This window comes from Planctellipticum variicoloris (assembly GCF_030622045.1).
Lineage (GTDB): Bacteria > Planctomycetota > Planctomycetia > Planctomycetales > Planctomycetaceae > Planctellipticum > Planctellipticum variicoloris.
In genome coordinates, this window is record NZ_CP130886.1 from 576544 (window position 1) to 597673 (window position 21130).

Sequence of the window (21130 nt, forward strand, 5' to 3'; positions counted from 1 at the left end):
TTGTCTTGCGCAAAGTATGAAGTAGGTTCGAGCATCGCCTCGGAACTTCATCGGAAACGATTGTCGGGACGAGACGAGTCATCCCCGATCGTGCGATCAACTCCAACCCGCCCGTCGGGGATGACGGTTCTGCTGGCGGAAACTTGAACGGATTCGGATTCGCTCCGGGATTCCAGAACTTACACAGAGACTTGAGACGGAACGGTGACTGCTACTTCCCACTCCGCTGAACCGACACCGCGCACGCCCGCCGACGAAAGCCGACGGGAATCGTGGACTGGCGAAGGCGATGCGGTCTCGGTGCTGGCCTGCATCAACGCCGCCCTCTCGGAACTTCGCGATCGACTCCCGGACGACCTGCTGGCCAATCTGCAGGATGTCGCCCGATCGGCCTCCGCAGTCCAGGCCCGATCCTCCCTGCAGTCCAGCGGGCTGGTCGCTTCCCAGGCGGACGCCATCGTCCGCTCGGCGGAAATGATCGAGGAACTCGAACGAACGCGCTGCGAACTCGAACGGGCTCATCAGACCGCCGAGCAGACCGCCCAGGACACTGAACTCCTCGCAAATACCATCTTCGAACGAACCTGCAGCGCGCTGTTCGTCCTCAAAGAACGAGCCTGCATCGCCTGCAATCGCAACGCCCTGCGACTGTTCGGCGTCTCCCGCGACGAAGTCATCGGCCAATATCCCGGCTTTCTCTTCACCGCCGACCCCCGCGGAGAAGACGCCCCCGGCGCCATCTTCGGCTACGAAGCCGCCATGCTTCACGGACACTTCTGCGAGGAATCGATCCGCCGCAGAAAGAACGGCGAAGTCTTCTGGTGCGAGATCACCCTCTCGGCGTTTCGCGTCCGCGGCCAGGACCATCTGCTCGCAGTCGTCAAAGACATCACGCGCCGAAAACAGGTCGAGGAGCAGTTGCGGCTCTTCGCCGGCGTCTTCGACAACATTCAGGAAGGCGTCGCCATTCTCGACCGGCGCGGCATCATCCGTGAAGCCAATCCCGCCTTCGAACGCGTTTCCGGACGCCCCCCCGAGGAAATCACCGACCGCCCGCTGCAGGAAGTCGTCAACTGGTCGTTCGAAGACCTTCCGCGCGTCCTCGAATCCGTCATCGCCGGCGAACCCTGGGCCGGACGGATGCGCATCGGCGACCCCTGCCGAAGGCCGAAATCGTTCCTCGTCTCCTTCAGCCCCTCGCTCGATGCGCGCGGCGATGGCAGCGTCATCGCCCTCTTCTCCGACGTCACGCGAATCGAGCGCACTCAGCGCCGCCTCCGTCGGCAGGTCCTGCACGATCCCCTGACCGGCCTGCCGAACCGCCGATATTGCCGCGAACAGATTCAGTGCCTCATCCAGCACTCCGCCGACGCCGGCTCCGCCTTCGCCGTCTGCTTCCTCGACCTCGATGACTTCAAACACGTCAACGACTCGCTCGGTCACAAAGCCGGCGATCAGCTCCTCCAGATCGTCGCCCGCCGGCTCAAGAAGGCCGTCAGCCAGGGAGTCTTCGTCGCCCGTTTCGGCGGCGATGAATTCGCCATTCTGATCCCCGACATCGACCCGCTCCGCATCCGCATCGCCGAAGTCGCCGACGCCGTCCTCAAGTCGCTCAGACGCCCGTTCCGGCTCGCCGGTACCCAGGCCTTCGTCGGCATCAGCATGGGCGTCACCATCTACCCCACGCACGCGGGAAACGTCGACACCCTGCTCCAGAACGCCGACGTCGCCATGTACTCCGCCAAGGATTCCGGCAAGAACCAGGTCTGCATCTTCTCCGACGACCTCCGCGCCGTCGCCGAAGATCGACACCACACCCAGAGCGCCCTGCGCCGCGCACTGGGCGACAACCAGATCTCCATCGAATACCAGCCGCAAGTCTGGACGACCACCGGCCGGCTCGCCGGCTGCGAAGCCCTGGCCCGCTGGCGCAATTCCGCCGGCCAGATCATCTCGCCGACCAAGTTCATCCCCATCGCCGAGCAGACTGGCCTCATCACCGCGCTCGGAGACTTCGTCCTCGCCACCACCTGCCGTCAGGCCGTCGCCTGGCGGCTGGCCGGTTGCCTCCCTGACCGCGTCGCCATCAATCTCTCCCCCCGACAGCTCCGCCATCCGCGCTTCGTGGAGCGCATGGAAGAGATCCTCGCCGAAACCGGCGTCCGACCCGAATGGCTGGAACTCGAAATCACCGAAAACGCCGTGATGGAAGACGTCCAGCAGTCCATGCGCGTCATGGACCGCCTGGCCGCCATGGGCATCCGGCTCGCGATCGACGACTTCGGCACCGGCTACTCGTCCCTCAGCTACCTCAAGTCATTCAACATCCATTGCCTCAAAATCGACAAGTCGTTCGTCAGCGATCTCCCCGATGACGAGTCCGCCCTCGCCATCGCCCGTTCGATCGTCTCCCTCGCCAAGGGCCGCGGATTGAGCGTCGTCGCCGAAGGAGTCGAAACCTCCCCCCAGTACGAATGCCTCATGGAAATGGGCTGCGACCTGATCCAGGGCTTCATCGTCAGCCAGCCCCTGACCCCCGCCGCCTTCGAAGCTTGGTCGAAGGACCAGCCCTTCAGCGGCGCCCTCCGCTTCCCCGTCGGCAACTCCTCCCCGTTCTCTTTCTCCTGACCGACCGACCGCCGGATGCCGTCGGCAATCGGCGGTCCGCAGGTATTGTCGCCAGAGAGAGCCCTCCCCGGCCGCAGATTTGCCGCCGCCAGCGACGAACCGCCCCGGGAACGCCTCCCCCGTCAGCAATTGGCTTGCGTTTCATCCCTCGGCATGGTCTGGTGACAAAGTCGCCACCCTCCACCGAGGATCATCACACATGCCAGCTCCCTGGGCCCGCGTCCTCCTGCTGCTTGTCGCCACCGCTTCGCTTTCAGCGCAGGCTCCAGCCAGGGCCGCCGATCTGCAGCAGACGGAAATCACCAGCTCGCTCGACCAGACCCTCCAGCCCCTCCGCTACTTCGCTCCGGAAAATCCCGAGACTCCCATCCCGCTCCTTGTCGTCTTGCACACCTGGAGCGGCGACTACCGCCAGGCCGGCTTCATCGAAGACTGCCTCCAGCAGTCCGTCAGCCGCGGCTGGGCGCTGATTCATCCCCAGTTCCGCGGACCCAACATCCGCCCCGAAGCAGGTGGCTCCAACCTCGCCGTCCAGGACGTCCTCGACGCGGTCGACTGGATCAGCCGGCAGACGCGCATCGATCCCCGCCGGATCTACCTCGTTGGCGCATCAGGCGGCGGGCACATGACCCTCCTCATGGCCGGCCGCCATCCCGAACGCTGGGCCGCCGCCTCCGCCTGGGTCCCCATCGCCGACCTCGCCGCCTGGCACGCCGAGTCCGTCGCCCGCAAACAGCGCTACGCCGAAGACGTCCAAAAACTCTGCGGAGGCGTTCCAGGAGCCTCGGCCCAAGTCGACGCCGAATATCGCAATCGCTCTCCCCTGACCTGGCTCCCGCGCGCCAAAAACGTCCCCCTCGACATCGAAGCCGGAATCCACGACGGCCACACCGGCTCCGTCCCCGTCTCCCATTCGCTGAACGCCTTCAACGTCCTCGCCGTCGCCGTCGGCAAACCCGATCTCCAGTTCGCCGACGCCGAAATCCGGTGCATCGTGCAGGAGCAACGCGTTCCGGAGTCCCTCGCCTTTCGTGGAGAGTCCCCCGCCGTCCGCAAGCACAAAATCCTGCTGCAGCGCTCCGCTGGCCCCGCCCGCGTCACCCTCTTCGAAGGAGGTCACGAAGGGGACATGGCCGCCGCCATCGACTGGCTCGCCGGCCACCAGAAATCCGTCGAGCGTTGAACGCGAAGCCGCAGCCGATCACCGAACTCGCCGTCTTCTTCACCCGCCACTAACCACTTATCGCTAGCCACTTCTTCCCATGCCCATCCCTCCGGCCCCCCCCTGGACCTTCTGGTGCCTCCGCATCGCCGCGGTCTACAACGTCGTCTGGGGGCTCGCCGCCATCCTGTTCCCCTCCGCCTTCTTTCTCTCCCTGGGCATCGAGCCCCCCAACTACCCGGCCCTCTGGCAATGCCTCGGCATGGTCATTGGCGTCTACGGCGTCGGCTACTGGATCGCCGCCAATGATCCCGCCACCCACTGGCCGATCGTCCTCGTCGGACTGCTCGGCAAAATCTTCGGCCCCATCGGCTTCGTCTGGTCGGCCCTGTGGGGCGAATTCCCCTGGTCGATGGGCTGGACCATCCTCGCCAACGATCTCGTCTGGTGGCTGCCGTTCACCGCAATTCTGCTGCACGCCGTCCGCATTCACGACGCCCGCCGGCTCGCCGAACAGGCCCGGCCGCTCGCGGAAGAACTGCGGAACTACAAACTGGCCGACGGCCAGTCGTTGTGGGACGCCTCGCACACGCAGCCCCTGCTCGTCGTCTTCCTGCGACACAGCGGCTGCACCTTCTGCCGCGAAGCCGTCGCCGAGGTCGGCCGGCAGAAGGCCGAACTGGAACGCCGGGGCGTAAAGCCGGTCTTCATCCACATGAGCGACTTCGAAGACGCCCGGAAGATGGCCACGACCTACGGCGCCGAAGGAATCGACTTCATCAGCGACCCCGCACGCCGCCTGTATCACGCCTTCGATCTGTCGCTCGGAACGCTCGGAGAGCTCTTTTCACCCTCAGTCTGGTGGCGCGGCGGCGGAGCCGAAGGGGTCTTCTGGAAATACGGCGCCGGCCCGCTGGAAGGCAACGGCCTCCAGAAAGCTGGCGTCTTCCTCGTCGACCGCGGAGAAATCGTCCGCGCCCATCGCCACAAAACCTCCGGCGACCGCATCGACTACCTCGAACTCGCCTGCCCCCTCCCCCCACAAGCAGGAAAGTAAGGCGAGTCGAGTCCGCGAGGCTCACCAAACTCTGGCATTCTCTGGCTTTCAGCTCTCCGCTTTCAGCTTTCGGCCCCTTTAATATCGCGCCAGATCCCCGCCCGTCTTCAGATTCAGCGCACTCACCAGCCGCTGAGCCTCCGTCACCATGAACCGCAGCTCGCTCCCGAGCGCGATGAACTGCCACCCTTCGGCGATTCGCTGCTGAACCTGCACCTCCGTCTGCACGTGAATCCCCACCGGCGTCCCGCACTTCTTCCCCGCCGCCAATATCCGCCCCAGCATGGCGTTGAATTCTTCGGGCGTCGCTTCGGTGCCATCCGGCGCCCGCATCTGCGCCGCCAGATCGTTCGGACCGACGAAAATCGCATCCACCCCCGGCAGACTGTAAATCTCTTCCGCGTTGGCGACCCCCTCCGGAGACTCCGTCTGCAGGACGACGAGAATCTCGTCGTTCGCGTGCTTGTAATAGTCCCCCGCAGTCGCGTCGAAGTTCATCGCATGCATCGCCCCACCCACCGACCGGTTCCCCGTCGGCGGGTACTTGGCGGCGGCGATCGCGATCTTCGCCTCTTCCACCGTATTAATCATCGGCACGACGATCCCGTGCGCTCCGGCATCCAGCACCCGCTTGATGTAGTCGTGGTCGCCGCGCGGTACCCGCGCCAGGCACGTGCATCCGGCATCGGCGATCGCCCCGAACAGCAGCCCCGCGTTGTTCCAGCCGATCGGAGAATGCTCCAGATCCACCGTCAGCCAGTTGAACCCGATCCGCGCCATCAGCCGGGCGGCAAACACGTCCCCCAGGGACAGCCACGTCCCGACCTGCGGCTGCCCCGCCTTAAGTGCCGCCTTGACCGGATTGCGTCGCATGCTCTCAGACCCCGCTTCGTGTTTCTGTGGAGAAGAATGCCGTCGCACGTAGTTTCTCCGTCGGATCTGCGAAACGCAACGCCACAGACGGCCCGGCCCTCCGGCTCAACGCGAGTTGGCGCCGACGTCAGCGCCCGGGATCACAAACACTTCGACCATATTCTCCCCCGCTCGAAAATCCTCCTCGGGCAGCAGCAGCGACCACCGGTCGCGAAACCCCGGCGTCGTATAGGTCCGCGTCGTGCCGCGAATCACTCCATTCACGGCCACCGCCAGCGCCACCGGTCGCGGAGGCAGTTCGTCCGACCCTTCCACATGCCCCGTCAGATGGCAGGGAACGAAATCCTTTTCCATCCGGAAGTCCCGCGGGGTATCAACGACGGGTTTCCAGCCCTCCGACAGACTGACTCGCAGTTCCTCGACCGACCGTCCAATCCACTCGGAGTGCGGCCCGAGTCGATACATCCGCTCCGGAGACTGACCGCCCCCGAACTTGCCGATCAGATGAGCCAGGACGGCGTACTTTTCCTCAAACCCCGGCTCAACTTCGATCACCTCCTGCTGGCTGTTGAATCGCTTGATCGGCTTCTCGGCGACGGCGGGATCCAGGAAGGAGACGCCGTCCACAGGCTCCGCCAGGTCGATTCCGAGCACGTCGGCGATCGTCGGCAGCACGTCAATCGTCTCGACATTCCGATCGCTGATCTCCCCCGCCGTCTGCTTCGGCAGCTTGACGAACAGCGGAACCGACATGATGTCCGCCAGCGAATCCGCAGCCGGCGACCGTCGCGAACGATTCGGCCGGAACGAGACCCCGTGATCTGCAACGACGATCATCAGGCATTCGTCAAACAGTCCCGCTTCCTTCAGTCTCGCAATTACCCGTGACACCTGCCGATCGGCAAACTGCGCCTGCAGAATGTACCGCACGCATGCCTGGTCCGCCGCCAGCTCATCCGGCCCCCAGTCTTCCCGGATCTCTCCCAGCGCCCCGGGAATCCGCGTCGTTGCGAAAATGCCCTTATCCGCCTCGTACCTCCGACCGGACGGCAAGTAGCACCACGGATAATGCGGCAGACAAAAATGCGCGAAATACAGCGCCGGCTGCGGTCGCGGAACAACGCACTCCAGAAACTGGTCGAACTGCTGAACTCGGTCGCTGTCCCACATATGCATGATCAAGCCGCCGCGCCGATTCCATTCCTCAACTGGATTGCGCAGATTGAACCAGGCCAGAGGCAGATCGATGTTCACCAGCGGCTGATCATCCGGCAGAACCTCCTGCAGATACGCCGCCGGCAGCGTCTTGAAGAAACTCGCAGCGGTGTCGTGATACAGAGTCTCAGACCTGAGTAGCCCCTTCAGCTCCCCGACGGGATACAGCCGCGTGAATGGTTCGAAGACTACGGGGGCATAGGTCCGCCCGCGCAACAGCAGCGAAAACAGATTCTGCGGATAATCCTGCGCCAGCGGTTCGGAGACCCGGTCCGGAAACTTCCCCGACAGAATCGCCGGGACGGCGTGGTCCGTTCGCGGATGAACCGAGGTCGCGTTCCGATACCAGGTCGCCGTCGCACCCAGCTCGGCGAATCCCGGAAAACGCGCAGCATTCACCTCCCGATTCGCGTCCATCAACGTCACGCCGCAGAACTCATCGAGAACGATCAGCACCACCGGAATCGGCCGGCGGATCTCCGCCGCGCCGCCTATCCGCGCATCGCTTCCCCGGCCGAACACTTCGATCGCAAAGATCGCCGGAAACAGCAGCGTCCCCACCGAGGCCAGCCGCAGCAGCGATCCTGTCGCCGCGATTCGCTGACGAACGTAGACCAGCGCAGCAGTCAGACAGACCGCGACGACCCCCACGATGTAGAACGACAGCTCGAGCCTGCTGTACCGGAAGGAAAACAGGACCAGCAGCCCCGCCATGACCGCCCACGCTCCGGCGTGCCAGACTCGGTACGCCCGCCGGTTCATGTACGCCAGCCCGCAGCTCATCGCCGCCAGCAGCACCGGCCCCGCCAGCGACAGCAGCCCGATCAGCAGCCACAGCGAACTGTCGAACTGACGCTCCAGATACATCGGGCGATTCACCAGCCGGCTGTAAACCGGCTCCGCCACCGCAAACGCAAACAGCGTCCACAACTCGCAGACGTCGCCGAAGATCGCCCGGCAGACCGCGCCCGCCGGTCGGCCAGCGACGAAGGGGATCGGCTCAAGGGGATCAGCGCTTCGGTGTGACAACATGAAACAGCGTCCGAGTCCCCGAAGGCAGCGTCAGGCGCCGCACCACGCGAAACCGCTCCTGCACCAGCTTCTCAAACTGCTCCAGCGTGTAGTCCGGATCCCGATCGCGCCGATTGGCCAGCATCAGCCGGACCATCGGATCGTCCAGATTCACGAACTCGATCACCAGTTCCTGCGTCAGTCCGGCAAACCAGTCCAGGACCTCGACCAGCGGAAGATTCCGCCCCAGCACCAGGTGGTGCAGCACCGCCAGACTCAACACCAGATCCGGCCTCCCGCGCTCTTCCAACGGACGACGTTCGCGGTTTCGCCAGCCCAGTCCGGGAGAAGGATCCGCCAGATCAAACACCAGCGGCTGCACATTGGCGACACCCGACTTCACCAGATCCTGATACATCCGATCCACGGCAACAGCGTCGGCATCCATCGCAACCACCAGGTCCGCATGGTCCGCTGCCAGCCGCGCGTATTCGCCCGTGTTGGATCCCAGGTCGAACACCAGGTGCCGTCGACGGGCCGACGCAACCTCCTCGACGAACCGGCGCTTCGCAGCGTGATCGTCGCCCGAGTAGCTGTTGCTTTGTGCGTAGTCCGACCATGCAGACCGCCCAGGTCGCCACTCCAGCCCCCGCACGATCCGCTGCAGCCCCCGCACATTGTGCTGAATGGCCTGCGGCCCCTGCCGCGGGCCATCGACCCGCAGCCCGCTGCCGGTCATCCCCTCCAGTTGCGAATGCAGCACCACATGCGTCAGCACGCCGCGCCGCAGGAGATCACGCGTCGACAGCATCCGGCGGCACTGCCGGGGCGTGATCCCTTCCAGTGATCCTCGCAGCAGCGGCTGAAACGCAATGCTGCGCCACGCCTGCACCATCAGCGGGTTCAGAAACATCTGACAGAACTGCCGGTAGCCGGGCCAGAATGGCCGCCCGTCGAATCGCTGGAACGAAAGGATGTCGATGAACACCGGCTTCGCGCCGCGCCATTGAACGTTGTACGCCGAACCATCCTTGAGATTCAGCCCCTCCTCCAGCGCCGCCCCCAGCAGATCGAGCTGCAGCAGCGCCGCGTCGCGCAGCATCCCGAACGACCACTCGTACGGATAACTGATGAACGAGACCTTCGCATGCTGCAGCACGCCCCCCCACGCGCCTCCGATCACCACTTCCGCGAGACCCTCGGCCTCGCTCGTCGCAATCAATTCGCCCCGCTCCACAGAGCGGCGAAAAAAAGTGGTCTCGCGCAGAGCTCGCCAGTCGAGCAGTGCTTCCTTCGAAATCAACCGGAAGACGCCTCCGCCCTGCACGAAGACCCGACCATCCCGGTCGCGAAACGAACCGGGGTCGAACACAGGTGCGCAGATCTCGCGACCGTCCAGAACCGGGGCGATCGCGGATCCTGCGCTGGATTGATGAAACGCGGACGGCGCCATCGACGGAAATTCGGTGGAGGAGACAGTTGCTGTCGATCTCGACGTCATGCAGAGCTCGTCGTCGTTCGCCGGCGGCATGGCCCATCGCTCAGCGGTGCGGGAAACGCCGTCTCAGGCGGAAACGTGTTTGGACGGCTTCGTCGGGTGCCGGTGCAGTCGCTCCACGACCGACTGCCACAGATGACGACCGACGACAGCCAGCCCCGCCGTTCCGCCAACGAGAAGCTGCAACAGCATGCTGCCGGTTCCAGGGTCCATATATGCGAGCAATGGGGTCATCGTCTTTCGGCCTTTCTCGTTTCCAGACAGTCGTTGTCGCCGCGCGAGCTGCGGCGATTGACCTCTGTTCTTAGAACCCGCAACTCATGAAAACGATTCGCGCGTCTCATCAGAATTCTGAAGTTCTCGGCGCCATGTCCCGGAGTGCGTGACTCAATGTCTCTTCAACCCGAGACCCCTCGCGTCGCAATTCACAGTCCCGAACAGAGACCGCATCCATGCAACTTGCGGACCATTGATTTCGCAACGGGCCGCTGAATGCTCTGGACACCATCGAAGGCCCCCGCAACACTTCAGAGGGCTCCGACTCCTGTCCGTAAATTGAGGGAACCGCATGAAACGACTGCGAAACATTGCCGCGATTGCACTTGTGGCAGGCATCGCGGTCGGAGTCTGGCTCGCCGACTGGTTCAAAGGCCTCGGCTCCGGAGACGGAATCGGCATCGGCCAGCGGGGCGTCGCCACCGTACCCGCGGCTTCGGACGAACCCGGCGCCAGTTCCGCGACCATGCCCGCCGGTGCAGCAGCGTCGCTGCAGGATGCAGAAGCGTTCTCACCATCCGCCCCCGCCCCGAAAGCCGTCTCCCTGATCATCAACGACCGGGCGTTCTTCTTGCGCACCGAAACCGGCGATCAACCCGTCACCCTGCAACGGATTCTGCAGTTGGCCAGCGCAGCTCCGGGCGACGAAGACGGCCATCGCCTCAAAATCGCCAGAACCGCCTCCTCCCGACCCTCGACGGAAATCGAGCTCCAGGACGCGCTGAAGGCAGCCGGCATCCCCGACAAAGCCATCTACTGGAAACCAGGCTTCGCAGAATGAGGCGAATAGGGATTGGCGAGTAGCGAATCGCCTGAGAAGAGGCTGGTCGCTCGCTGCGGATCGGTGATCGCCAGAGACGGACGGTAGCGTTCACTCCAACTTTCTGGCTCTCGTCTTTCTCAGCGTCTCAGCGAGAGATCTTCCTCCTCCATCTCTCCCCGCCAAGCTCAATCCGCATACAGGAACTCGTTCGATCCCAGCAGCGCCTGGCAAAGATTCGTCAGCGCCTGCAACTGACTGTCCGGAAAACCGCCGTCGCTCGGCCGGCTTTCCAGCGTCTCCAACTGTCGCCCCGCAAACTGTAACGACAGCTCCAGTTCTTCTGGGGTGATTTCCCGCAGCAGCAGCACCCGCCAGGCCCGTGCGATCTGCGGTCCGATCGCCGGCGGATTCGGTCCGTGAAAATCCCCGCGCGAGTCCCACGCGCCGCGGACGTTCGTCGGCGACCCGTCATAGGCCACCGTCACAACCCACTCGAATGAATCCGAAGTCACATTCGCCCGGCACTCGGTCACAAAGTCGATCGTATCCCCCTTCGCGACTTCGACCGTCGCGCTCGTCGCCGCTTCGCCATTGTGCGCGTCCCAGCCCCCCAGGCTCCCCAGCCGGCTGGAAGCGATCACGCCATGCACGCCGTCCCCGTTCGGGGAACCGTGCTTGAGCACGCCACGCACCTGCACCACCCCATCTCGCGGAGCCTTCCACCGCCGAATCGGCGAGAAGCCCGTCTCTCCCGTGTGCCCTCCCGTTGCGTGCAGCAACGCCCAACCCAGCTTCGCATCGGGCAGCTGCGCGCTACCCTGCCAGCCGGTTCCCGTCCAGTGCGGCAGCTCCGCGAAACTGCTGGTCCGACCCGTGTTCGCGTCGAACGCGCCAGAGCCGTACGACCACGGCGACGTCTGCTGGAACGCATGCTTCGCCGCCACGGCCGCCAGCCCCGGCGATAACTCCGCTGTCGCCTCCCGACGCGCCCGTTCCGCCACCAGTCGCGCATGCTTCAACGCGAATTCGCTGTTCATCAGCATCAGCGACTGCCCCGCTACCGTCGACGATGTCCGCCGCTCGCAGTTCACTTCCATCACCGGCGCATCGAACGCCGTCAGCAACGCCACCGGCTGCGACCGCCGGGCTTGAATGTAAATGCTCCGCCGCGGCGTCTCGTTCGCCACCAGCACCTGACCCGCATCGTCCGCCGCGACCGGCGCCGCAGGCCCGAACATCGTCAGATCCAGCACCCCCGCCGCCGCCAGCACGCTGTCCCGCAGCACTTCCGCTTCCAGCCGCCGGACCGGCATCCGCCACAGCCACCGATTGTCAGCATCGAGCTGCTCCGCCTGCGGATTCCGACGCGACGACTGCCGATACGCTGTCGACGTCATCACCAGCCGATGAAACGACTTCAGACTCCACCCCTGCGCCACAAACTCGTCCGCGAGCCAGTCCAGCAATTCCGGATGGCTGGGACGATCGCCCAACCGGCCAAAGTCCGATGGCGTTCCCACAATCCCCTGCCCGAAATGCCCCAGCCAGAACCGGTTCACCAGCACCCGCGTCACCAGCGGATGCCGACCGCTCGTCAGCCACTTCGCGTACGCCAGCCGTCGACCGGACGTCGGCAACGCCGGATCATCGACGGCAATCGCGAACCGTTCCCCTTCCGGCGAGCTCACCGACAGATCCGCCGGCGCAATCTCCGACTTCGGTTGCCGGTAATCTCCCCGATGGAACAGCAGCGTCGCCGGAATCGTCCCCGGAACCTCCGTCAGCGGGCTCAGAAAATCCTCGACCGGCTTCTTCCCCCGCGTCTCGGCGATCCGCTCGTCGAACTTCTTCAACTCGTCCGCCGCCTTCTGGTCGTACTGGTACAGCACCCCAGGCGTAATATTCACGCTCGGACGCTCCTTCAACAGCTTCTGCTGCTCTTCCGTCCGCTTGTCCCCCGGCGTCTGATAAGCCGTCTTCAGCGCCTCACGCAGCTCCGCGGGATGCTTCTCCAGCTCTTTCTCCAGCGCCGCCGCCATCGCCTCAGCCTGCTTCACGTTCTTCTCGGCGGCGATCTTCTGCACCTCGGCTTCAACTTCCGCCGCCTTGGCCCGATCGGCGTCCGTATACAGCGACACCAGACGCTGCCCCGGATTCCGCCAGTTCTTCCAGTCGTACGCCGGTTCAAACACCGCCCGCAAAGCGTAGTAATCCGCCTGCGGCACCGGATCGTAGCGATGGTCATGGCACTGTGCGCAACCCACCGACAACCCCAGCAGCGACGTCGACACAATCTTCAGCGTGTCCGAAACCACCTGGTTCCGCGCCACATCCTGATCCACGCCCCCCGAGCTCGTCCCATCCACCGCCATCCGCAGATAGCCCGTCGCAATCAGCAGCTCCTGCTGCTCGGGCGTCAGATTCTGATACGGCGGAGCCACCAGCTCATCGCCGGCAAGCTGCTCGACCAGAAACCGATCGAATGGCTTGTCCGCGTTCAGCGAGCGGATGACATAGTCGCGATACTTGTAAGCGTACGGCCGGACCGGATCGTCGTTCGTGTAACCGTCCGAGTCCGCATACCCCGCCACGTCCAGCCACTGTCGACCCCACCGTTCCCCATACCGCGGCGATTCCAGCAGCCGCTCGATCAGCCGCTCCCATGCCCCCGCCGAATCGTCATGCACAAACTGATCGACTTCCTCGACCGTCGGCGGCAACCCCAGCAGATCCAGATACGCCCGACGCACCAGCGTCGCCTTATCCGCCTCCGGCGAAAACGTCAGCCCGTTCTGTTCCAGCTTCTGCAGCAGAAACGCATCGATCGGCGTCCGCACCTGCTGCTGCGCCCGCACCTGCGGCGCCTCCGGACGACGCAGCGGCTGGAACGCCCACCACGATCTCTCTTCGGGCGTGATCCCCAGCCCCGGCGGCAGCGTGTCCGGCTCCGGACGAGCCGTCTTCGCCCCCTGCCGAACCCACTCCGTCAACGTCGCCAGCTCCGCAGGCGTCACCTTCAACTCACCCGGCGGCATCTCGCCCGATCGCACCCTCGCCAGCAGATGACTCGCTGCCGGATCTCCCGCCACCACGGCCGGCCCCGACTCCCCCCCTTTCGCCGCAAATCGGGCCTGCCGCAGATCGAGCCCCCCCTGGGGCGACTCCTCCGCACCGTGGCAGTCCAGACAATGCGCTCGCAGAATCGGACGGATATCCTGCTCGAACGTCAGCGTTCGCCCGTCGTCCGCGGCAGACGCCGCAGCCATCGCCGACAGCCACAAGCCAATCACAGCAGACGCGCAACGCATCATCGGCGGGGTTCCTTCGACGCAGATCAGCCCGCCCGGCATCGGGAGCGGCGATCTGGAATTCGGCGGGGTTCAAAGGCAGGCATTCAGGCAGGCATCAACAGTCGTTGATTTTCACCGAGTTCGCCCCCGAACGCAATCCCGACTCCCGAACCGGAACCGCGGCAGCCGTAGGGTCAAGTCGAGTCTTCGAGGCTCAACTCTTCTCTTTTCCGCCACGCACGCCACCGCTACAACGCCGCCGCCCGCAACGACGCCCCCGACGCCGGCACGTTCGCCGGCTGCCCGGCATCGGCCGGAGACATCGGATCCCGGGGCTCAGGCAGCACCGGCGCCTCATCCAGGTCCCGCAGATTCTGCCCCAGCAACAGCTCCTTCCGCCCGCCAGGCAATCGCACCGCAATTGCACCGCCCGAAATCGACTCCACCGTCCCCGCAATCCCCGAAACGTCAAACCCCTCGCCCGCCCTCAGAATCGTCCGCTGATCCCGCGACCGGTCATACAGCCAAGCTTCCTTCGCATCATCCCGCGCCACCACGCCCACCAGATACGTGAACTGTGCATAATCGTCCGCCACCTTCACCGGCAACGCCACCGTCGCCGTCTCCGCCGGATCGCCCGCATCCGTCACCACCACCGTCACCGTCACGTCGCCCGGCTTCATCGACTCCGGCGGCGTCCACACGATCTCCCCCGTCGCCTCGTCGTACGTCAGCCCCTCCGGCGGATTCTCACCGAGCACAACCTTCAACTGCTCGCGCCCCGATTCCGCATCGGTCACCGGCGGCTTGTAACGCCACGCCCGACCCAGATAGACCGTCGGCGTCGGCGAACCATCCCGCCTGGGCGGCGTGTTCGGATCCCGCAACACCAGATCCAGCTTCTGCAGCAGCTTCCCCCCCGCCGCCGAAGGATGACGCACTTCCACATTCGCCGAATACTTTCCCGCCTTCAAATCGTCCGCCGGCTTCCACGTCACTTTGCCGGTCGACTTCTCCACGCTCAGCCCCGCCAGCTTCGACTCCGCCAGCACAAACTCCGGCCTCCCCTGCGACAGATTGAACCCCGTCGCACTCAGCGTGAAATCCACGCTCTTGCCCCGCATCGCAATCTTCTCGCCCGGCGGAGCAATCTTCAGCCGGTACTCCGTCGGCGGAGCCGGCTTTACAAAAATCGAACTCGCCAGCAGCTCGTTCCACTGCTCCTCAGACCGAGCCGGACGATCTGTTCGACGCGGCTGCAACTCGACCACCAGCCCCTCGGCATGCGCCGCCGCCTGCGTCCGCTCCTGACCCCGCCGGATCGTCCAGACGGCGCCCGCAATGCCAGTCACTTCCGCCAGCTCCGTCCCCATTCGCACCGTGAACCCCGGCTTCTTCGGGAAATCGCCCGCATCCGCAACCTCCAGCGTCTCCTCCGCATCGTCGAGCGCCTTGACCAGCCGTCCCCGCGGAAACAGCGTCTTGCGCTGCGGTGCACTGATCAGCGTCAGCCCCTCCACATCGATCACGACCTTGAACACCGGATCGCCTTCGGACTCCCGCGACTCGATCTTCAGTTGGCTGACCCGCTGTAACAACGCCGTCCGCTCGAACTGATCCAGAAACCGGCAAAGCTGCTCGTGCCGAGCCTCCGCCTCCACCTTCACAAACACCGAAACGTAAACATTCCCCTTCGAACGCGTCGCCCCCGGCTTCACGCTCAACTCTTCGAACCCGCAGATGTTCGCCAGATCCAGCACCCACTCCTGATACAACCGCTGCGCCAGCACCGCCCCCGCAATCGCCCGCTTGTTCGCCGACGGCGGATCGGGCGGCAGACTCATCGCCTGCCAGTCCTTTAACCGTTTCGCAGTCTTCAGCAGCTCAAACACCTGGTCGTCTTTGGTAGTAACATTGGCCTGCAACCGGTCGACGTCGGCCTGCCGCGCCTCAATCGGTCCCAGTATCCAAGACCCGATCAGACTGAAACCCTGCCAAGCCACCACGGCGGCAATCAGGCCGAACAGCAGAATTCGTTGGCGGTTGGGCATCGGTCAACCTGCAATCGAAATCAAAAACTCGGAACACAGACTCGCGGAAATCGCTCGACTCTCAACGTCACGGCGTCGTCGTCGCCGGAACTCCCGGCTTCGCAACCCCGCTCGCGGCAGCCGGCTTCTTCTCGGCCTCCACAATCAGCTCCAGATCCAGTTCGAACTTCGCCGGATAGTCGGAATCCCGGCTCGTCAGCGTCAGGTTCTTCGGCTTCACTCGACGCCCCAGTCGCGAATCGACCCGATCCTGGAACTGCTGAATCGCCAGCCGGTCCCGCGCGTTCCCCTGCGCCGCCACCTTCCCCAGCACCTCGTTCGACCCCGCCGTGTAATCGTATTGCGTCAGATACTGCCGCTCCGTCCCCTCCATCTCCTCCCGCAGCTCGCCCAGCATCGCCAGTTGCGGCGTGCTGTGATCCAGCCAGCTCTGCACGTCCCTGGCCGCCGCCAGCGTCGGCTCGCCTGCCTTGAGCTGCCGCGTCAGCGATCCCTCCTCGTCCGTCAGCTCACGCACCTGCTCCGACAGCGACTGCAACGATAACTGCGTGTAAGCCGTCGCCCCGACAAGCAGCAGCAGCGCCGCGGCAGCCCCGGCCGCGATCCGCGCCTTGCGCGGATCGCGCCTCGGCGGCGCCTTCCGCGGATGCAGAAAATCCAGCACTGGAACCGGATGCGCCGTCCGCCCCACCGCCAGCCCGATCGGCGCCGCCAGCTTCGCAATCTCGCCGGGAATCAGCGGATGCGGACTCGTCAGACCACAATCGGCAACCGGATTCAGCAGTTCGATCGGACAATCCACCCGCCGCGTCAGCGCAGCCGCCCAGCCTTCAACGTCCGCCGGGTCGGCGACCAGCCAGCCATGCTTCAAGGTCAGATCCGGCGCCAGCCGCTGCGCGGCCACCACCGCCCGACTCGTCTCAGACTGCATCGCGGCCAGTTGCCCCGCCGCATCGCCAGCGGACAAGCGTGCCGAGTGCGCGTAAATCAACTGCCGCTGCTGCAGGACGACAATCTCCGCCCGCTGTCCGTCCCGCACGATCCCCAGCGTGCCGTCATTGACCGGCAATCGACGTTGTGCGGCCACATGCGTCAACAGTTCCGCCACAGCCACCGAGCTGACGGTCACCCCCTCCAGCTCCAGCCCCGCCGCTTCCAGCGTCGCCCGGATTGGCAGCAGCAGCGACGTCGGGATCGTCGCGCACAGGGCGTCCCGCTGTTCCCGCCCCGCGCGATGCGCAATCGGAATAAAATCCAGCAGCAACTGATCGAGCGCCACCGACGACCGGGCTGAGGCCTGAAACCGGACCAGGTCCGGCAGCTCTTCATCCGTCGCATGCGGCAGTTCCAGGTGCCGCAGGATCACGTCTTCGCGGGCCAATATCAGCCAGACCGACCGGCATCGAATCCCCGCTTTGTTCAGGCTCCCCTTCAGCCGCGAGCCCCGGACCGCGGGAGGCGACGAGTCCGCCGACCCCTCCGGCCAGGCCTCCGAACAGGTGTTCAACAGCCGCACCGTCCCGCCAGTGACCGACGCTTCCGCGGCCGTCCACTCCGTCCGGTCCCAGAGCAACGCGACAAAATCAGCCATGACAAACGACCCACTTCACGACCAGCATTGCACTTACGTTCAATCCATCCATGATCGGCCGCCACCCCGCGCGACACAAGTGGAAAGTTGAACGTTTGGAGGACTTGGGGAAATGACGGCCCCCGCCAAGCATCCTTGAATTCTATCTCTTAAAACCCCTAACTCCTCCCCCCGGACCGTACGCGACTCAATACCGCCGTAACAGACTGTCTCACAACATGTTGCACACCAGTCGAAACAGTCCGTCCGCCAGAACCGGCGCCGCCCGCCCCGCCAAGGGCCGCCGCAAGCGTCATTTCCCGGCCGACACCCTCCCCACACGCAATCCTGCGTCCAGATTTCACCTCCCCCTTGTCCATATCCGGCCGTCAGCCGGAAATCCTGCCCTGGACCGGCGGACGACGGCCCCCCTAACCATTGAAATCGTCTGGACTTGAGTGAAATCAGTCGTGCACCTCTGGAAAAATTGGGTAAGATCAATACGAATGTTTCCACACGGTTCGAGGTTATTCATTGACGGGAAAATTTTTGCGGCGACCGACCTGACGGTCCTGTCTGCCCCAATGCTTCCCCGTCCGCATCAGTTCGAAAGGGTGAGGGCCATGACAGGGGTTTGGGCCATGACAACGGTTGGAGCCATCACAAAGGATACCGCCAAGACCGAGCGGCGCTCCTGGCTGAGTCTGACAATCGCTCTGGCAGTCTCCGGGCTCCTCAGCGCGAGCATTGCCCGCGCCGCTGAACCCGAGGCCCCCGCCAAAGCCGAGGCCCCCGCAGTCGCCAGCTCGGCCGACGACATCGTCGCCTTCATCAACGAGCAGATCCGGCAGTCCTGGAAGGACAACGAGATCACCCCCTCGCCGGTTGCCGACGATTACGAATGGCTGCGCCGGGTCTACCTCGACATCGTCGGACACATTCCGTCGGGCGACGAAGTCGAAGCGTTCGTCGCCGACAAGGACAAGCTCAAGCGGTCCAAAGTCATCGACCGCCTCCTCGACGATCCCGCTTACACCCGCAACTGGACCACCATCTGGACCAATCTGTCGATCGGCCAGCAGACCCCCCGCCGCGTCTCCCGCGACGGCATGCAGAAGTTCTACCGCGAAGCCTTCGGCCGCAACCGCCCCTGGAAGGACGTCGTTCACGACATCCTCACCGCCGAAGGGCACTTCGAAGAAAACGGCGCCGTCAACTTCATCCTCGCCCAGATGCAGGATCAGGACGACGGCGTCCAGCTCACCGCCAAGGCCACCCGGCTCTTCCTCGCCACTCAGGTCCAGTGCACCCAGTGCCACAACCATCCCTTCAACGAATGGAAGCAGGACCAGTTCTGGCAGTACAACAGCTTCTTCCGCCAGGTCGGCAAACGCGATCACCGCAAACCCGATCCCAAAACCGGTCGCCCCATCGACGATTTCTCGGAAGTCGTCTGGAGAGACTTCTCCGGTCCGGTTTACTTCGAAAAGCGCAGCGGTCTCATGCAGGTCGCCTTCCCGATCTACAACGGCCACGAAATCGACCCCGGTCCGGAAACCGAACGCCGCAAAGAACTCGCCAATCTCATCACCGCCGGCGATAAGCCGCAGCTCGCCCTGGCCACCGTCAATCGCATTTGGGGCCACTTCTTCAGCTACGCCTTCACCCGCCCCGTCGATGACATGGGACCTCACAATCCCGCGTCTCACCCCGCCATCCTCGATCGCCTCGCCGAAGAGTTCGTCAAGAGCGGCTACGACATGAAGCAGCTCATGCGCTGGATCGCCAACAGCGAACCCTATCAACTCACCAGCAAGGCCACCAAGAAAAACGAATCCGACAATCCCGCCGCCGGCGAAACGCCGCAGTTCGCGCACATGTACGTCAAGCCGATGACCGCCGAACAGCTCTTCGATTCCCTGATCGTCGCCACCAATGCCCAGAAAACGGGCCGGTCCGGCTGGGAAGCCTCGGAAAAACAGCGCCAGGACTGGCTCCAGCAGTTCGTCCGCACCTTCGGCACGGACGAAAACGAGGAGTCCAACTCCTTCGACGGCTCGATCCCTCAGGCCTTGATGATGATGAACGGCCAGCTCGTTCAGGACGCTGTCAGCGTCAAATCGGGCAGCCACCTCGGCGAGATCCTTGCCGGCAAGGGCAACGAAGTTCAGAAGATCCAGCAGCTCTATCTGACGTCGCTCGGTCGTCTCCCCAGCCGGGCCGAACTGAGCGGGTTTCAAAAGCTCGCCAAGGGAAATCGCGATCCGGTCGCCCTCTATCAGGACTTCTTCTGGGCTCTGCTGAATTCCAACGAATTCATCTTCAACCACTAGAAACACCTCGTTCTCAGGTGTGCCTGGGAACGTCCCCTCCGTCTGACCTGATTTGAACTCCGCAACCCAAACCAGCAATTCTCGGGAGCAGTACGATGAGCCTGATCACTCCGGACGGAATGTCTCGCCGTCACTTCATGCGGCACCTGTCCGCCAGTGCGGCCACCATCCCCGCCCTCAACTTCATCTCGCACGTGCAGGCCAATGCCGCACAGCTCAAGAAGAACCAGAAGTCCTGCATCCTCATGTGGATGAGCGGCGGCCCCCCCACTATCGACATCTGGGACCTCAAGCCCGGCAGCAAGAATGGCGGCGAGTTCAGCCCGATCGCCACGAAGGGCGACCTCCAGATCTCCGAGCACATGCCCAGGACCGCTCAGGTCATGGACAACCTCTCCGTCGTCCGCGCCATGAGCACCCGCGAAGCTGACCACGGCCGCGGCCGCTACTACATGCACACGACCTACGTCCCGAACCCGACCGTCGTTCACCCGGCCTTCGGCTCCGTCGTCAGCTACGAGCTCGGCACGAAACGCTCCGAACTCGAAATTCCCGCCTTCGTCTCCATCGGCGGCGGCGGCAGCAGCCCCGGTTTCCTCGGCATGTCCCACGCCCCGTTCCTGGTCGACGCCAGCGGTCGGATCAGCAACTCGGACATGGGCAACCTCTCCCCCGACCGCCTCCAGCGCCGCCTCGCCATGCTCGAAGAGGTCGAAGATAACTTCATCAAGTCGCAGCGCGGCGAATCGGGCCAGGCCCACAAGGATGTCTACGGCAAAGCCGTCAACCTGATGACCTCCAAGCAGATGGACGCCTTCAAGGTCGATCAGGAACCCGCCGAACTGCTCGCGAAGTACACCGGCGCTCCCGCCCAGGGCGGCATGATGGGCGGCGGCGGCCAGTTCGGCCGCAGCCTCGTCATGGCCCGGCGGCTGGTCGAGACCGGCGTCCCCTTCGTCGAAGTCGATTTCGGCGGCTGGGATCTCCACGCCGACGTCTTCAATACCCTCAAGAACCAGCGCCTGCCGCAGCTCGACGCCGGCATCGCCGGTCTCACGCAGGACCTCAAAGACCGCGGGATGCTCGACGACACCGTCCTCGTCTGGATGGGCGAGTTCGGTCGTACGCCGCGCATCAACGGCGATACCGGCCGCGACCACTGGGCCAAGAGCTGGTCGGTCATGATCGGCGGCGGCGGTCTCAAGGGCGGCGTCGCCGTCGGCGAAACCAACAAGGACGGCGACGACATCGTCAGTGGTCAGACCTACCAGCCGGGCGACATCTGGGCGACCGCCGCCCAGGCCCTCGGCATTCCGCTCGATACCGTTCACACCTCGAAGCGCGGACGTCCGATGAAGCTCGCCAACGGCGGCACCCCCATCAAGGAACTGATCGGCTAAGCC

General features: G+C 64.3%; 13 protein-coding genes. 6 read left to right on the forward strand and 7 right to left on the reverse strand.

From position 1 onward, the window contains the following. The first annotated feature begins 204 nt into the window (after positions 1–204). From SH412_RS02280 to SH412_RS02290, 3 genes are all read left to right on the forward strand, one after another. Complete coding sequence (locus tag SH412_RS02280; protein ID WP_336521887.1) at positions 205–2628, forward strand: EAL domain-containing protein; 2424 nt, start codon at positions 205–207, stop codon at positions 2626–2628. 199 nt (positions 2629–2827) lie between these two features. Further along, positions 2828–3811, forward strand: coding sequence for an alpha/beta hydrolase family protein (locus SH412_RS02285; RefSeq protein WP_336521888.1), 984 nt, complete (start codon positions 2828–2830; stop codon positions 3809–3811). Positions 3812–3890: 79 nt separating this feature from the next. Continuing rightward, the gene (locus SH412_RS02290) at positions 3891–4847 is read left to right on the forward strand and encodes a SelL-related redox protein (RefSeq protein WP_336521889.1); all 957 of its coding nucleotides are present in this window, start codon (positions 3891–3893) and stop codon (positions 4845–4847) included. 78 nt (positions 4848–4925) lie between these two features. Here the strand turns inward: SH412_RS02290 and SH412_RS02295 are convergent, their stop codons facing one another. From SH412_RS02295 to SH412_RS02310, 4 genes are all read right to left on the reverse strand, one after another. After that, entirely contained in the window at positions 4926–5720 is a 795-nt protein-coding gene (locus SH412_RS02295; RefSeq protein ID WP_336521890.1) for an HpcH/HpaI aldolase family protein, read from the reverse strand. A 105-nt stretch (positions 5721–5825) separates the two neighbouring features. Then, positions 5826–7967 carry a sulfatase-like hydrolase/transferase gene (locus SH412_RS02300; RefSeq protein WP_336521891.1) on the reverse strand — a complete coding sequence of 714 codons (2142 nt, stop codon included), beginning with the start codon at positions 7965–7967 and terminating at the stop codon, positions 5826–5828. Further along, complete coding sequence (locus tag SH412_RS02305) at positions 7945–9399, reverse strand: methyltransferase domain-containing protein (RefSeq protein ID WP_336521892.1); 1455 nt, start codon at positions 9397–9399, stop codon at positions 7945–7947. Before SH412_RS02305 ends, SH412_RS02300 begins: the two co-directional genes overlap by 23 nt. A gap of 111 nt (positions 9400–9510) precedes the next feature. Further along, entirely contained in the window at positions 9511–9636 is a 126-nt protein-coding gene (locus SH412_RS02310; protein ID WP_336521893.1) for a hypothetical protein, read from the reverse strand. A 376-nt stretch (positions 9637–10012) separates the two neighbouring features. Between SH412_RS02310 and SH412_RS02315 the strand changes: the two genes are divergently transcribed. Next, positions 10013–10501, forward strand: a complete 489-nt coding sequence (locus tag SH412_RS02315; RefSeq protein ID WP_336521894.1) for a hypothetical protein — start codon at positions 10013–10015, stop codon at positions 10499–10501. A gap of 167 nt (positions 10502–10668) precedes the next feature. Here the strand turns inward: SH412_RS02315 and SH412_RS02320 are convergent, their stop codons facing one another. The 3 genes from SH412_RS02320 to pilM form a co-directional block, all read right to left on the reverse strand. Next, complete coding sequence (locus tag SH412_RS02320) at positions 10669–13794, reverse strand: DUF1553 domain-containing protein (protein WP_336521895.1); 3126 nt, start codon at positions 13792–13794, stop codon at positions 10669–10671. A 227-nt stretch (positions 13795–14021) separates the two neighbouring features. Next, a complete protein-coding gene (locus tag SH412_RS02325; RefSeq protein ID WP_336521896.1) occupies positions 14022–15824 on the reverse strand; it encodes a putative Ig domain-containing protein in 1803 nt (600 codons plus the stop codon). 67 nt (positions 15825–15891) lie between these two features. Next, positions 15892–17415: a type IV pilus biogenesis protein PilM gene (pilM, locus tag SH412_RS02330; protein WP_336521897.1), complete on the reverse strand. Its 1524-nt coding sequence runs from the start codon at positions 17413–17415 to the stop codon at positions 15892–15894. Positions 17416–18035: 620 nt separating this feature from the next. On the opposite strand from pilM, the gene SH412_RS02335 reads away from it, so the two are divergent. Both SH412_RS02335 and SH412_RS02340 read left to right on the forward strand, forming a co-directional pair. Further along, positions 18036–19727, forward strand: a complete 1692-nt coding sequence (locus tag SH412_RS02335; RefSeq protein WP_336521898.1) for a DUF1549 and DUF1553 domain-containing protein — start codon at positions 18036–18038, stop codon at positions 19725–19727. A gap of 95 nt (positions 19728–19822) precedes the next feature. After that, the gene (locus SH412_RS02340) at positions 19823–21127 is read left to right on the forward strand and encodes a DUF1501 domain-containing protein (RefSeq protein ID WP_336521899.1); all 1305 of its coding nucleotides are present in this window, start codon (positions 19823–19825) and stop codon (positions 21125–21127) included. Positions 21128–21130: the final 3 nt, after the last annotated feature.

What these genes read in the sequence shown, in the direction of transcription:
- SH412_RS02335 (WP_336521898.1), top strand. Translation starts at nt 18,036, where the DNA reads ATGACAACGGTTGGAGCCATCACAAAGGATACCGCCAAGACCGAGCGG.
- SH412_RS02305 (WP_336521892.1), bottom strand. Translation starts at nt 9,399, where the DNA reads ATGGCGCCGTCCGCGTTTCATCAATCCAGCGCAGGATCCGCGATCGCC.
- SH412_RS02315 (WP_336521894.1), top strand. Translation starts at nt 10,013, where the DNA reads ATGAAACGACTGCGAAACATTGCCGCGATTGCACTTGTGGCAGGCATC.
- pilM (WP_336521897.1), bottom strand. Translation starts at nt 17,415, where the DNA reads ATGGCTGATTTTGTCGCGTTGCTCTGGGACCGGACGGAGTGGACGGCC.
- SH412_RS02290 (WP_336521889.1), top strand. Translation starts at nt 3,891, where the DNA reads ATGCCCATCCCTCCGGCCCCCCCCTGGACCTTCTGGTGCCTCCGCATC.
- SH412_RS02300 (WP_336521891.1), bottom strand. Translation starts at nt 7,967, where the DNA reads ATGTTGTCACACCGAAGCGCTGATCCCCTTGAGCCGATCCCCTTCGTC.
- SH412_RS02320 (WP_336521895.1), bottom strand. Translation starts at nt 13,794, where the DNA reads ATGATGCGTTGCGCGTCTGCTGTGATTGGCTTGTGGCTGTCGGCGATG.
- SH412_RS02325 (WP_336521896.1), bottom strand. Translation starts at nt 15,824, where the DNA reads ATGCCCAACCGCCAACGAATTCTGCTGTTCGGCCTGATTGCCGCCGTG.
- SH412_RS02340 (WP_336521899.1), top strand. Translation starts at nt 19,823, where the DNA reads ATGAGCCTGATCACTCCGGACGGAATGTCTCGCCGTCACTTCATGCGG.
- SH412_RS02285 (WP_336521888.1), top strand. Translation starts at nt 2,828, where the DNA reads ATGCCAGCTCCCTGGGCCCGCGTCCTCCTGCTGCTTGTCGCCACCGCT.
- SH412_RS02310 (WP_336521893.1), bottom strand. Translation starts at nt 9,636, where the DNA reads ATGCTGTTGCAGCTTCTCGTTGGCGGAACGGCGGGGCTGGCTGTCGTC.
- SH412_RS02295 (WP_336521890.1), bottom strand. Translation starts at nt 5,720, where the DNA reads ATGCGACGCAATCCGGTCAAGGCGGCACTTAAGGCGGGGCAGCCGCAG.